This window comes from Herpetosiphon llansteffanensis, assembly GCF_003205875.1.
Classification (GTDB): Bacteria; Chloroflexota; Chloroflexia; order Chloroflexales; family Herpetosiphonaceae; genus Herpetosiphon; species Herpetosiphon llansteffanensis.
In genome coordinates, this window is the sequence record NZ_PUBZ01000104.1 from 33970 (window position 1) to 48609 (window position 14640).

Consider the following 14640-nt stretch of genomic DNA (forward strand, 5'->3'; position numbering starts at 1 on the left):
ATGATTCGCGAAACCAGTCAGTTTGCTAGGGTCGTTCGCCTGAGCTTAATCCTGTTGTTGGGATTTCAATTGGTGGTTTATCCCCAAACATCGTCTGCAGCTCCCAATCTTGCCACTGCCTCGCCCATTCAGCCGCAAGCAACCGGCTTGATTCGTGGTCAAACTGAAGCCCTCGATCCCTATTTGCAACGCATTGCTGCTGCCGACCCTGATTTGTTTCAAGAAGCCGCCTTATTAGCAGTTCAAGATGTATTTAATGGCACGTTGCCCGAAGTCGCTGGCGATAAAGCGATTGAGGAGCAAATTAGCTATTATCTTAATCGGGTGGCGTTGGGCTTGCCAATGCAACCAAGCGTTAATGACCCAGCAGTCAGTTCAGCGCTCCAAGCTGATGCCTATTTGTGGGAAAACAATCAAGCGGCGATTGGCGCAACTTGGCAGATGACTGCTCGCCCTGATACTGACCCACAGGCATTTGCCCAAGAATTCGATGCTCTCGCTACTGCGCAGCTACCAGTCGTTGCTGCAAGCTCGCCGCGCATTGAAACTACACCGCCTGAAGTTGCCGAGCCAGCGCTTGACCCAGCGGAAACAGTATTTGTGCCAGCCTTGCCAAGCAGCTCGGTTCGCCCACAAGCCCGCTCGGTTACACCAAGTATCCCTGCAATCCACCAATTTTTGGCGACTTTGCCTAGCCAACAGGCAGAAGCCGATTTTAGCCAGTTGCAGATTCAGCCCCAAGTGGCGCTCAATAATCCAGTGCAAACGCCATACGCCAAGTTGGCAATTACCGCAACTGCTCCTTTAGAAACTAGTTTTGATGAGTTGATCACCTACACGGTGACAATTAGCAATACTGGTGGTCAAGCTGCCTCGGCTGTTGAAATGACCCAGCGTTTGCCAGCAAACGGTATTTTTCAAGCGCCAGTCAATGGTTGTCTGCTCAAAGATATTGATCAGGTGATCTGTACGGTTGGCAATTTAAATGTTAATCAAAGCAAAAGCTATGAAATCCCGGTGAAAATGCAGGGCAATGGCATTCTAACTAGCACCCTGACGATCAAAGATTCATTAATTGTTAACCCTGATACCAAACCAGCCTCGATTAAAGTCACTACCACCGTTACTTCAACCAAGCGAACCTAACAAGAGGTTGGCAAGATTGTCGTTGCTGCTGAAGAATTTACAACGTTTTTTGGTGAGACCGAGGCTTCGGGCGCGGTCGAAATTGGCTTTAAAAAAGATGGCAAATATACCTATCACCTACGCCTTGGGCCAGACGATAAAATTAAATGGGATGCAGTTGGTACGCCAACGATTGTGACAACCTATGGCAGTGTCGCGCAAATTGAAGAGAATTTCCCCTTGTTCAAGGGCGATTTTGAGATTGATGTCAGCAAAGACAAGCCATTTATCACGCCAAGCCCGACAATTACGCCAACGATTAAGCATTTGGCTGGCTTCCAACTTTTAGGCAGCGCTGTGATTAGCGATGTGGCGATTTTATCTGGTGAAGCGGGCTTTATGACCGAACTCAAGGTCTCATTGCCTGGCATTAGCACAACATCGAAATTAACCCCAACCACCAAAATTACTACCAGCAGCATTCTTACCGGCACAAACCCTGTTTCGGGAACTGTGAAGCAGAATACCTTGCGCGTAACTGGGGTGATTAAGCCAGGTGGTAAGGGCGAAGCCAAAATCGACGAGTTTGAAATGTTCTTTGCTGGTTTGAAGGTCAAAGTTAAAGATGCAACCTTCAGCGGCGATAAAATTAAAGTTAAGCAAGCCCTGTTGACCATGCCCAAGCAGCTTGGTGAGCTAACTGGGATTGTTGCGCAGATCGAAGTAACCGCAAAATCAATTAGCTTTGGTGGGGTTGGGGTGAAAATTCCCTTGCCCAATATTTACCCTTTAGGCAAACCGACAACTGGCACGAACCCACTGAGTTCAACCAGCCTTTTGGCCCAAACAGCTGCGCTGAGCCAAACCGCTGCCTACACGCCAGCAATTGCCTTCATCAAAAACTCCGCCACGATCATGTACGATAGCAAGGATGGCTTTAGCCTCCAGATTGATAGTACGCTTGATTTACACGTAGCCAGTAACGATCGCAAAATTCCGGTTGAACTCAAAATTGATTGGCAAGGCAACGTCAAAGGCACAATCAAAAAACTTGAGCTTAAAATTGCCGGCCATGATCTCGAAATGAAAGATGTGGTGATTAGTAATTCGGGCTTGAAGGTCGATGAAGCCAGCTTTACCATTACCTTCCCATCGGAGAAGAAGCAAGAACCAAAAGCGCCTGCGGGCGCACCCAAAGAGGGCGACAAGAAAAAAGAAGATAAGAAATTGACCATCACGGTCAAGAAGGTTTCAATTACCAAAAACGGCTTTGCCATTGGCGAAGGTGCTATTGCCAGCGATTTGCCCGATTTTGGGCTTGGCGAGAGCATTCGCTTTACCAAAAATAAAGTTAAGTTTATTGTAACCAACCCCATTACCGACCCAGCCATGGAACTTGAGCTTGAAGGCACGCTTAAAGTGCTGATCAAGAGCAGCGAAATGGAAACTAAATTTAGCGCGAAATGGGATAAAAAGGGCAAATTCTCTGGCAAACTCAAGGAACTGACCCTAACCGTGGCAAGTTCGAAGCTCGAATTGAAAAATGTTGAATTCAATACCCAACGCTTTTCGACCAACTCAGCGAGCCTGACCTTGCCAGCGTTTCTCGGCAACACCAAAATCATTCTCACCAAAGTGGTAATTGATGAGAATGGACTTTCGTTTGGCGATGCTGCGGTCAAAATTCCGGTCAAATTTACAATCGGTAAAGAAAATGGCGAACCAAGCCCAACCAATTCAGTCACGATTTCGGGCACACTTGGGCTTGATTTCAAGCAAGATAAATCATATAGCTTTGTCTTTGCTGGCAAAGTTTCCATCACCCTCGCCTCGCAAACTGCCGAAGCCGAAGGGATGGTCCAGATCGATAAGACTGGCAAAGTGACTGGCAGCGTCGATAGTTTCGAGTTGACGATTGCGGGCATGAAGCTGGCGATCAAAGAAGCGAGTATCGAAAACGGCACGGTTAAAGCTCGCGAAGCCACATTCGCCATACCCAAAGAATGGGGCGGTTTATCAGTCTCGGTCTACAATATCGAGATTTCCAAAGAAGGCTTTTCGATTGGTGGCGGTTCGTTCAAATTGCCAGAGATTAAAGTTGGCGATATGTCGCTAAGCCTCGAAGGCACGCTCAAAAAGGAAGGCAATGGCTGGATCATCGCCGCTGGCGGTGAGCTGAAGTTGCCCAATGCGAGTGGCGCTGGCTGTAGCGGTCTCGGTGTGAGTGTCGAAATTTTTGCCGGCAGCAATCAAACGGTCGCAATGCGGATTGTGCCTGCTTCAGCTGATGCGATTAATGCCTTCCAATTGCGCAAAGTTGGCGTGGTGCTCAAGTGTACGATTCCCTTGGGTGCAAGCGGTTTTGATCTGACGCGGATTGAGGGTACGGTAACCCTGACGAGCAACGTGACCAAAATCGAAATGAAGGCCACAATCGAAAGCAAAATGGGGATTGGCAGCTTCCGTGCTGTGACTGCCGATGGCAATATGTATATGGAATATGTCAAAAACCCCTATAAATTCGAGATTGGCATCGGCGCATCGATGAAGATTTTCTCGATGTTTGAAGCTGCGCGCGCCAGTGCCAAAATGCGCTTTACCGATGGCGCAGTGCCCTTCTTATTTACCGCCGAAATGAATATTAACGCCGTAATTGCCCGTGGCAATATGAAACTGACTGCCTGGACGAAAGATGGCGCATTCAATTTGGTTGGGCGCATCTATGGCGAGGTTGGGGTTAAACGTGGTGCCTTGGTCGATAGCTGTTGGCGGGTATGGTTGCCATTCCGCACGCGCGAAGTCTGTTTGCGTATCCCCAGCGACGATTTCTTTATTGGCGCTGGCATGGAGTTTGGCAAGTTCAAGCGAGGCAATGGCGATACGTGGGGCTTCAAAGCTAGCGTCAATATTGCCGGAGCCAACTATGGAATTTATGTTGATACCAATGGCCGATTTAGTGTGGGCAATGTCGATGATTATCGTTTGATCGATGCTCCATCACTGCGTCGCGCTCGCTATTTGCACGATTTGAACGCCAAACAGCAACTTAATCGGGCGAGCCTGAGTGCTGAAGATGCAGCCTTGTTCAACGACTACAGCTTCAACAATCAAGAAATTATCATTAGCACGGTTGAAATGACTCGGCCTGGCGACTTGATGTTGAGTATGTTGCGCTCAGTCAGCGATAGCGATTTGCAGGTCAGTTTGGTGCGGCCCGATGGCTTGCGCATTACCGGCAGCAATCCTTCTGGCAACGTGACCTTTAATGAAGTGTTTGTTGATCCACGCGATATTCGCGACCCAATCACCCAAGCACCAGACCTCACGTCACCGCCAATGATCCAAACCAGCCTGAATGTGACCAATGCAGATCTTGGCCAGTGGAAATTAGTCTTGCAACGTGCGCCAGCCTTCGATTTTATTATCAATGTCAGTGGCACCGTTTATGGCCCGCCAATTGAAAAGTTGGCAGTTACCAACCAGAACGACAATAATAATGTTGTTGATTTGGCTTGGATGCAAAGCACGCCGTACACCGCAACCGCGACGATTTACGCCAGCCAAGATACGATCACCGATACGGCGAGCTATACCAAAACCAACAACTTCTTGCGCGCCGATGGCATCATGGCCACCGAGACGATTACGGTTGATGTTGGGACGGTAACGAAGTTTGGTGGCTATCCATTGGCCAGCTTCGATTATGCAGAAGGTGTTCAAAACGCCAGCGAAACGCTAGATCTTTCCTCGCTCAAGAGTGGCGTTTACAATCTGTGGCTCGAAGTCAACGACGGCCAAAATCCACCAAGCCGCCAATACTTCCCCAATACGGTAAGCGTGTTGCACGAATTGCCGCCAACATGGACGAGCACCACGGTGATTACGCCAGGCTATGGCAGCTTGGCTATTGCTTGGGAGCCGCATCCAAATCCTGATGTTGATGGCTATGAAATTCATGTGCGCAGCCAAAACGACCAATTTGATGAGGATCTTTCAATCATTGATGTTGGCGATGCTCGTTCGCAAATCGTGACGGGCTTAGCTGCTGGTGATGCCTACGATGTGAAGATTGTTGGCTACGATTCAGGGACGGGTCGAACGTCGGAGTCGAGCTTTGCCTCGGCAACACCATTGGCTGCGCCATTCAGCATGAGTGCCAATCCAAGTGCATTAACCTTAGATGCTGGCGTGGCAGGCACAAGCAATCTGACCATTGCTTCAAGTGTCAATCCCTATCCAGAACAGGTATTTGTTGAAATAGCCGAATTGCCTGAAGGCTTTGCGGCCCAGATTAACACGCCAGTGCTTACCCCAACCTTGGCCGGCGTGCAATCGAGCGTGGTGCTAACGCCAGCCGCCAGTTTGCTCGGCGGAACCTACACCGTGACCTTGGTGGCCTTGTCGAATGGCAGCGAGCGCTATCTCAGCATTCCGGTGCTGGTGAACGAACCAAACTTTAGCCTACGCACCAGCGTCGATAACCTGACCCTGACGAATTTCAACAGCACCAGCGTTGAGATTGATGCAACCTATCAATTTAGCGAACATGATGAGATTTTCGTTGATGTCGTAGATATGCCTGTTGGTGTAGATTGGTCATTCACGCGCTCAAGCTTTATGCCAGGCGAAAAAACGCGCTTGATTCTGACCGATACACTTGATCTTGAGTATGGCGATTACCCAATTACGTTGTTGGCTTTTGATAATGAACATGCCTACACCAAAACCCTCAATCTTGCAGTAACCGGCTTCTATGTCGAAGCAGTTGAGGATCAAGCGGCTCGAGCACACGAAATTGGCGCTCCCTATGTCTTGACGATCGATGGCAATGATTGGAATCAGCCAATTGAACTCAGGATTGAAGAGAACGCCGATCAGCCATTGTTCTTTGCTAGTTTGTCGAGTGCGACGGCTGAGGTTGGGCAATTGGTCAATCTGCAACTAAGCGCATTGATTGATACTGCGCCTGGTAGCTACGAAGTGTTGGTGCATGCAGCGAGCGCTGGCTATACCCAAACTATTCCGTTGTATATCACGGTGCAATCGCATGCAATGGCTACCGACGTGGCGATGGGCTACGAGGGCTTGGCCGAAGGCTATGTGGTTGCCGGCGAAAGCTACCGCTACATCCTTGCACCGAAGAATATCAGCCTTAATCCAGCACGTGATGTTATCGTGATCGACCGCATGCTGGATAATCGGTTGGTGACGCTTGCTGATGCTGATGGCTGTGGCGTGGCGACGAATCTGGCAACAACAACCGTGACCTGTAGCCTTGGCGATATTGCCGCTGGCAGCCAAAATAGCGCCAAAACGCTGACATGGCAGGTCAAGCCCGATGTTGCTGAAGGTACGTTGATCTCGCATACCAGCGAGTTGCTGGTCAACGATACGGCAATTAGCGAAACCTCAGTCATTGATAATCGTGGCGAAGTGGCCTTTACGGTCGAACGCGTATCGGATCTTGATGTGACGGTTGATTATGCAGACGTGGTGAATGCTGGCGAATTGACCACGCTGACCGCGACGATCACCAATGCTGGGCCTTCGGTTGCAGCAGAAACGGTCTTGGAATTCTATCTTCCAGCAGGCACGAGTCTACATAATGCCAGCGTTGGCTGTATTCAAGAAGCTGAATTAGTTAGCTGTCAGTTGGGAAGTTTGGCCCTTGGTCAGGTAGCAACGGTTGCGGTAACGCTCAAGATTAATCCTGATCAACGGGAATACCTCGAAACCTTGGTCGCCGTTGATAGCGATTCGTATGATGAGGATTTGAACAATAACGCGGTTTATACCTTCGCTGAGGTTACGGCTGCAGCTGATTTAGCAGTTACGATTGTGCCAAATCGGAGCGCAATCAACGAAGGCGAAGTAGTTGAGTATCTGGTAACGATCGTCAATCAAGGCTCAGCCACCGCCAATAATCTGCAAATCGAACTTGATTTGCCTGCCGAAGCCGATATTGTTGATCTACGGATTGGCAATGTATTGGAGATTCCTGAGCAATTGATGCTTGCACCTGGGGCAAGTTTGACCGCAACAATTGGCATTCTCTACCCTGAGGACGACGCTGGTACGTCAATCAGCATTCAAGCAACCGCTTTGGCCGATGAAGCGAGCGCCGTAACTGCCACGAGTGCCAATCTTAGCGTGGTGAATCTGGCTCCAACTGGGCTGTTTACCAACACCATGGTTGTCAACGAAGGCGAATTTGGCGTGCTCGCAGTGATGATCGATGATGCTGGAACGAGCTACGATCCATTGAGCGTCGCGTGGGATTTGGATAACGATGGGGCGTTCGACGATTCAAACACGGCAATTACGCGCTTTGATGCCCGCTCGATTGATGGAACTACGACCCGCCCAGTTGCGGTCAAAATTCTCGACGATGATGGTGGCGAAACGATTCTGAATGGTACAGTGATTGTGCGCAATGTTGCGCCAATGGTTGCTGCTGGCCCTGATCAATTCCAAATCTACAACGAGCAATTTACGCTTGATTTGGCCTTGAGCGATCCATTTGCCAACGATACCAAGACCGCCAGGATTGATTGGGGCGATGGGGTGATTGATACGCTGCCGCTGGCTGCCCAAGTGACAGCTGCAAGCGCTGACCATACCTATGCTGCGATTGGTAAATATGCTACGAAGGTTTGTGTGACTGACGATAACCAAGGCCAAGGTTGTGATGAAGTGGTGTTGTATGCCATGTGTCGCGATAATGGACTCTTAGTGCGCGTCGTACAGCAAAACACCCAGATTAGCATCATTTTGGAGAATGCGAGTGGGAACGTGGCAATTCCTGCGGGCATGCCATTGACCCTGTATCACGGCAATACTGTTTTGCAAAGCTTTGTGCTCGATCAACCGTTGGCGGTAGGTGCTTCGCGCACACTCAACTATACATGGGCCAATGCCCCATTGAGTGCAACGCTGCGGGTTGCCACCGACGATAACGGCACTGGCACAAAATCGACCGATTTCTGTTCGGGGAGTGTCTACAAGTGGGCGATTAACACGACGATCTATGCGCCGGTGATTATGGTTAATCGCTAGTTGCCCTGATTGCTCTTGTTCGTTTGCGGGCGAGAGCATCAGTATAAAAAGACCTGACTGGGGGCTGGAATGCTTGCTTATTCCGGCCCCTGGTTGCATTTTTAAGCAGATTTAGCGCGGTAATTGCGTGGTGGGTTTACAATTCATCGCGTTCGAGCCATTTGGCAATGCTGGTTGGTGCTTTGAAATTGGTCACATCGTGTAACACTTCATCAAGCGTGCTGCGAATTGAGATAAAGCGTCGATGTTCGGGAGCCACAAAGCCTTGGCTGACCGCCGCTTCGATAAAGGTCAGCAGCGGGTCATAATAGCCTTTGACATTCCAGACCACAATGGGTTTGGCGTGAATGCCAAGCTGGGCCCAGGTTAAAATCTCAAATAACTCTTCGAACGTGCCTAAACCACCGGGAAGCGCGATAAAGGCGTTTGAGCGTTCGGCCATCATTGCTTTGCGTTCGTGCATACTGCGCACAACAAAGCGTTGCGATAAACGGGGGTGGGCAACTTCTTTTAAAAACAGGCCATCGGGAATAATGCCCTCGACATAGCCGCCAGCTTCCAGCGCGCTATTAGCCAAAATGCCCATCAAGCCATTGGAAGAACCACCATAGACTAAACCGAAACCGCGTTGCGCGGTAGCGATTCCAAGTTCCCTAGCAGCATTGCTATAATCGGGTTGCGCTCCATTGCGCGAACCACAGAACACACACACACTAAATCCTGGTCGTTTGCTTGTCATGCCAATTCTGCTCCTTGTGTTGTTCCCTGCGGCACACTTCATCATAGCATGGAACCGCTTGCAATGAACTAAGCAAGATTTAAAAAAGGATCGATGCTTTTTGCTGCATGTAAGTGGCCCATGATCGAGCTTTCTCCGCTATTTATGATATTTTTGCAGTTTAGTTTGCTATACAAACAATATATAATTACTGAGCTACATGCTGATACATAGTTATTAAATGCTGATGCTACGCTAGGCTTTGCGGCCAATTGCTACAAAAAAGGATTAGAAATGGTTAACCCTGAGAAAGTGCTCCAAACCTTGCAGATTTTGCGCGAACGCTTTGGGCCACGGGTTTTGCACACCCAACGCGATCCACTTGATGAATTGGTTTTGACGATTCTTTCGCAAAATACCTCTGATCGTAACAGCGGGCGGGCCTTTCGCGAACTCAAAGGACGCTATCCAAGCTGGGCCGCAGTGCTTAACGCCGAATCAAGCGAGCTTGAAGCAACGATTCGGGTTGGCGGCTTGGCCAAAATCAAAGCGGCCCGAATTCAAAATACCTTGGCTGTCATTTTAGAACAACGCGGCGAATTTAGCCTCGATTTTTTGCGCGATTTAAGTCTGCACGAGGCACGCGCCTGGCTGACAGCCTTGCCTGGCATTGGCCCCAAAACTGCTGGCTGTGTGCTCTGTTTTGCCTGCAATCAGCCAGCAATGATTGTCGATACGCATATTCATCGGGTGGCCAAACGTATTGGCATGATCGGCCCCAAAGTTTCGGCAGATTCAGCGCACGATTTGTTGGAAGTAGTTGTGCCTGTTGATCAGATGTATCAGTTTCATGTCAGTGTCTTGCTGCATGGCCGCCAAATTTGCCATGCCCAACGCCCAGCCTGCGAGCGCTGTCCATTAACCGAGATATGCGATTTTTATCAGAGAGTAGAGAGCATAGAACAGAGAGCATAGAACAGAGCATGAAAGGCTATGGGCTATGGGCTATGGGGAACAGAATCTAGCGAATCTGTGCAATCTGTGGCTAAAAGCAATTCGTGGATCAAATGCTTAACGCAGAGGCGCAGAGAATCGATGACTATGTGCTGTAGGCTATGGGCTAGCGGAACATCATTCGTGGAATTCGTGTCTAAAAACTATAGCTAATGGCCGAGGGATTGGTTGTTGGTTGTTGGTTGTTGGGGCTGGAGATCAGAAGGTATGGGAATGATTTATAGGTATGTCAATAATTACCCAATAGCCAAAAGCCGAGCGCCTTATTTTCTCTCGAAGCACGATTCGCCGAGGGATTGGTTATCGAGGGTTGGGGGCTAGGGGTCAGAGGCTGGGGATTAGTCGCTCGTGCAATTCTCAAAGCCAATAGCCCAAAGCCAATAGCCTCTGCGTTAAATGTTGTCGGAGTCTGGAGGTTGGTCGTTCGTGCTAGTCCAATAGCCAATAGCCCAAAGCCAATAGCCTGATCCCTAAACCTGAGCAACAAAAACGATTGCGCTCAACACAAACGCTGTGCTCCAAACAGTTTGTTCGCCAATAAAACATATTCGGCTACGTGCTAGCATGATTTAATCATCTTACTCATGCGATTGTTGTGAAAATAGGCTGAATCTGCTAAGATACGCTCTGAAACCGGTTCCAAACGTGGTTTTAAGCGAAATCAAGCAAAAAGCCCATTGCCAAGCGTCGCAACCTACCGTACAATAGCGGGCGTGGGGCAATGCGGCTAGAGTATGCAGACACTGCATGTCTGCAAGGAGTACTCCGGCATGACTCAGCGTGCTTTTCCTTCCGATTTCCTCTGGGGTTCCGCTACATCGTCGTATCAAATTGAGGGCGCTGCGTTTGCCGATGGCCGTAGCGAATCAATCTGGGATCGTTTTTGCAAACAACCTGGCGCTATTATTGATCAATCAAACGGTGATATTGCCTGCGATCATTACAATCGCTATCGTGATGACGTGGCTTTGATGGCGCGTTTGGGCTTGCAAGCCTATCGTTTTTCGGTGGCTTGGCCACGCGTTTTGCCAAATGGCCGCGGTGCGGTCAATCAGGCAGGCTTGGATTTCTATCGGCGTTTGGTTGATGAACTTTTGCAACACAATATTCGGCCATTTGTAACGCTCTATCACTGGGATTTGCCCCAAATTCTCGAAGATCAAGGCGGCTGGCCGGTGCGTGCCACAGCCGAAGCTTTTGTCGAATATGCCGATGCGGTTAGCCGCGCTTTGGGCGATACGGTCAAAGATTGGATTACCCACAACGAGCCATGGTGTGCTGGCTTGCTTGGCTACCAAAACGGCGAGCACGCTCCAGGCCGCAAAAATTGGAATGACGGCCTCAAGGCCAGCCACCACTTGTTGCTCTCGCACGGCTGGGCTGTCGATGTGATTCGGCGCAACGTTCCCCAAGCAAGCGTTGGGATTACCCTCAACTTTACGCCAGCCATGCCTGCTTCGCGCAGCACCGAAGATCTGAATGCCACACGGCACTTCGATGGCTTCTTCAATCGTTGGTTCCTCGACCCAGTGTATGGCCGCGAGTATCCTGCCGATATGGTGCGCGATTACACTGAGCTTGGCTATTTGCCCAATGGCCTCGATTTCGTCCAAGATGGCGATTACAAGGCGATGGCTGCAACCACCGATTTCTTGGGCGTAAACTACTACAGCCGCGCTGTGCTTCACGATCCCAAAACTGGCACCGCGCCTAAACTTGATTCGGAATACACCGATATTGGCTGGGAAGTGTATCCGCAAGGCTTGGGCGATTTGCTCAAGCGCTTGGCATTTGCCTACAACCCAGGCAAAATCTATGTGACTGAAAATGGTGCTAGCTACAACGACGGCCCCGATGCCAATGGCGAAGTCAACGACACTCGCCGCACTCAATATCTGCACGATCACCTGAGCGTTTGCTCTGATGCAATCGCCGCAGGCGTGCCCTTGGCTGGCTATTTCGTGTGGTCGTTGATGGATAACTTTGAATGGGCCAAGGGCTATAGCCAACGCTTCGGCGTGGTTTGGGTCAATTATGAAACCCAAGAACGGATTCCCAAGGCCAGCGCCCACTGGTATAGCCGCGTGGTCAAGGCCAATGCAGTCCAACCATTGGAAGTTTTAGCCTAATTAAGTTGTCGTGGTGGCGGATTTGCGCTTGCTGATCCGCCATCGTCCGTAGCACGCTCCCAAGCCAACCCCAAGCCACAATCCTAGCCAGCTTAGGGTTCGCCACGGCCAAACTGAACCTTGTAAGGCTAATGGCTGGCGATACTCCATGCGTTTTGCTGCAAATTGCGCACTCGCTTGATCTTGATCACGTGCAAATCGCTCAAGTGCCAAGCCAAAATAATTGCTATGTTGAGCCAGATCGATGCTTTCATAGCCAATGTTATGCTGTTGTGCCCATGGTTGAGCTTGTTTATTATCCCCAAAGCCTAGCAACCTATCGATTGGCGGTGCTGCTTCAGCCTGAAAGCGTGGAACAAGTTGTAATCCATGCGCTGAACGAACGCTTGGCTCAGCAGCAATTGTGCGAAAATCATAGACCCACGAGCCAGTATAGACATCAAAAAATGCTGCCAACGCCAACTCGTCAATTCCCTGCTCAAGCCAAATGCCCATGGTCTGTTTCGGCCAATAGAATGCTGCATTCAGCAGATACACGCTATCGCTTGGTGCAATGCTATAGGCTTGCATGGTAGCGCTTGCAAGATACCGCTGATCGGAATAATTAATGGTTTGAGCAAGTTGTTGGCTCACTGCTAAACCGTGAGTTTTTTGCAAGAAATAGAGGGTTGCATCAATCCCTGAGGTTAGCCCAGCAGTGGTGATGATCTGCTGATTTGTATCGACATAACGTTGATTATTTTGCCATTGTACCTGTGGATAACGCTGCGCCAAACTACCAAGATCGGCCCAATGTGCTGTGGCGGGCAAACCATTAAGCAAGCCGCTTTCTGCCAGAACTTCGGCTCCAGTGCACCATGCCATTAAAAGGCTGGCTGGCTGGCGTTGTTGGCGCAGCCATGCCAAAACTGGCTGATTTTCACTAGCCTGAATCTCAGTGATTGCTGGCACGATGATCAGCGCTGGTGGTTGGGTAAGCAGCGCTGCTAAGCTAGCAAACGAGTGATCTGGCAGCACATCCAGCCCACCGCTCAAACTACGCACACTCGTCGTTTCAGCGACGATATAGAGATTGTACAGTCCAGTTTTGGCTAATAACGCATATGGGGCTAGCACATCAGTAATTTCGCTGACTGTATTGCCCAGTACAATTACCGCAGTGGGTTTTTGGGCATTATGGTGTTTTAGTTGTATTTGAATGTTGGGATTATTATTGCGCATACTCATAGCAATTTGCATTGAGTAATAGCTGCCAATGCTGGCGGCAAGCACCAACGGCAGGCATGCGAGCAGCAGGTAGCTCAAGCGGCGAAAAAGACGTTTTAACATGAAACTAGCTCCTGATTAGGCCGATGTTGCTTGGGAGTTGTGCCAAAGTTGCGCTGCCAAAGCCGCCGAAAATGGCGCGCATCGCTAAAACCTACTTGTTGCGCAACCTGCTCAATGCTCCACGCTGGATTATTGAGTAAGGTCGCAGCAAGTTCGAGCCGCAGTTGTTGCTGATAGCTAATTGGGGTTAGGCCAATTGTTGCGCGAAACGCTCGATTCAGGGAACGTACGCTGAGTTTGGCAATGTCAGCCAATTGTTCGAGGCTAATGCTTTCGCTCATGTGCTCAGCCAAATAATCTTGGGCACGATGCACCCCGAGATGCAGATGATTGCGATATTGCAAATAGATGCTGTGTTGGGCTTGTTGACCACTGCGCCGCAAATAAAGCACTAATTGACGGGCAATTTTGGCGACGATTAATGAGCCATAATCTTGCTCAACCAGCGCCAGCGCCAGATCAATCCCCGTGCTAATGCCTGCACTGGTGATAATTTGTTCAGCTTGAATGTATAACACATTAGCGCGAACATGGGCTTTGGGGTAGCGCTGTTGTAATAATTCAATTGCTGACCAATGGGTGGTGCATGCGCGTTGATCGAGCAATCCTGCCTCGCCCAACACAAATGCGCCGCTACAAATTGCCGCGATTCGGCAGCCAAGCGTGGCCGCAGTTTGCAGCCAACTAATGATCGTAGGGTCGATTGGCTGGGCTTGGTTGGCATAAGCATCAAGCTGAACCCCTGGAATTAAAATTGTTGCTTCAGGCTGTAATTCAACTAAACCCGATTGGGTTTGCAGCACTAAACCTTGAGCACTAACGACGCTTGAATCTATACCACAAAAATGTAATTGGTAGCCTGCGCCTTGCAAACTTGCTTCGTAAAATACTTGGCTTGGCCCAGCGCAATCGAGTAATTGCACTGCTGGCAATAGCAACACATAGATTGGCCTGATAATCTCAGTCATACTGAATCCTCAAACTGGTTTGTCGCAACGATCTGGCCATAAGCATAGCTGGCAAAAATCGCTGCTACAAGCCTCAATCGCGCCAATCAGCGGACTGATTTGGCCAAATGGAGAACATAGAGCAAAGAGCATAGAACATAGAGCATATTGGCCAAACAATTAATTCACGAAGAATGAAACCGCGAAGGACACGAAGGGCACGAATACGTATTTTTAGCCACAGATTCCACAGATTAGCTCAGATTTATTTTCCAATAGCCCAAAGCCTAGAGACTAATCCCCGATCCCCAATCCCCAATCC

General features: G+C 49.5%; 7 protein-coding genes. 4 read left to right on the forward strand and 3 right to left on the reverse strand.

Features of this window, described 5'->3' with window-relative positions; all coding sequences use genetic code 11:
* Complete coding sequence (locus C5S61_RS15965) at positions 1 to 1146, forward strand: DUF11 domain-containing protein (RefSeq protein ID WP_110516360.1); 1146 nt, start codon at positions 1 to 3, stop codon at positions 1144 to 1146.
* A gap of 174 nt (positions 1147 to 1320) precedes the next feature.
* Positions 1321 to 8181 (forward strand): PKD domain-containing protein, encoded by a 6861-nt coding sequence (locus C5S61_RS15970; protein ID WP_110516362.1) that lies wholly within the window; start codon positions 1321 to 1323, stop codon positions 8179 to 8181.
* A gap of 136 nt (positions 8182 to 8317) precedes the next feature.
* Here the strand turns inward: C5S61_RS15970 and C5S61_RS15975 are convergent, their stop codons facing one another.
* Positions 8318 to 8920: an LOG family protein gene (locus C5S61_RS15975; RefSeq protein ID WP_110516364.1), complete on the reverse strand. Its 603-nt coding sequence runs from the start codon at positions 8918 to 8920 to the stop codon at positions 8318 to 8320.
* 273 nt (positions 8921 to 9193) lie between these two features.
* Here C5S61_RS15975 and C5S61_RS15980 point away from each other — a divergent pair, with 273 nt between their 5' ends.
* Positions 9194 to 9874 carry an endonuclease III domain-containing protein gene (locus tag C5S61_RS15980; protein ID WP_110516366.1) on the forward strand — a complete coding sequence of 227 codons (681 nt, stop codon included), beginning with the start codon at positions 9194 to 9196 and terminating at the stop codon, positions 9872 to 9874.
* Between the two features lie 809 nt (positions 9875 to 10683).
* Positions 10684 to 12042 carry a GH1 family beta-glucosidase gene (locus C5S61_RS15985; protein ID WP_054532658.1) on the forward strand — a complete coding sequence of 453 codons (1359 nt, stop codon included), beginning with the start codon at positions 10684 to 10686 and terminating at the stop codon, positions 12040 to 12042.
* Here C5S61_RS15985 and C5S61_RS15990 read toward each other — a convergent pair whose 3' ends face one another.
* Both C5S61_RS15990 and C5S61_RS15995 read right to left on the reverse strand, forming a co-directional pair.
* The gene (locus C5S61_RS15990; RefSeq protein WP_110516368.1) at positions 12043 to 13371 is read right to left on the reverse strand and encodes a DJ-1/PfpI family protein; all 1329 of its coding nucleotides are present in this window, start codon (positions 13369 to 13371) and stop codon (positions 12043 to 12045) included. It lies immediately after the preceding gene.
* Positions 13365 to 14339, reverse strand: a complete 975-nt coding sequence (locus C5S61_RS15995; protein ID WP_110516369.1) for a GlxA family transcriptional regulator — start codon at positions 14337 to 14339, stop codon at positions 13365 to 13367. Before C5S61_RS15995 ends, C5S61_RS15990 begins: the two co-directional genes overlap by 7 nt.
* Positions 14340 to 14640 lie beyond the last annotated feature (301 nt).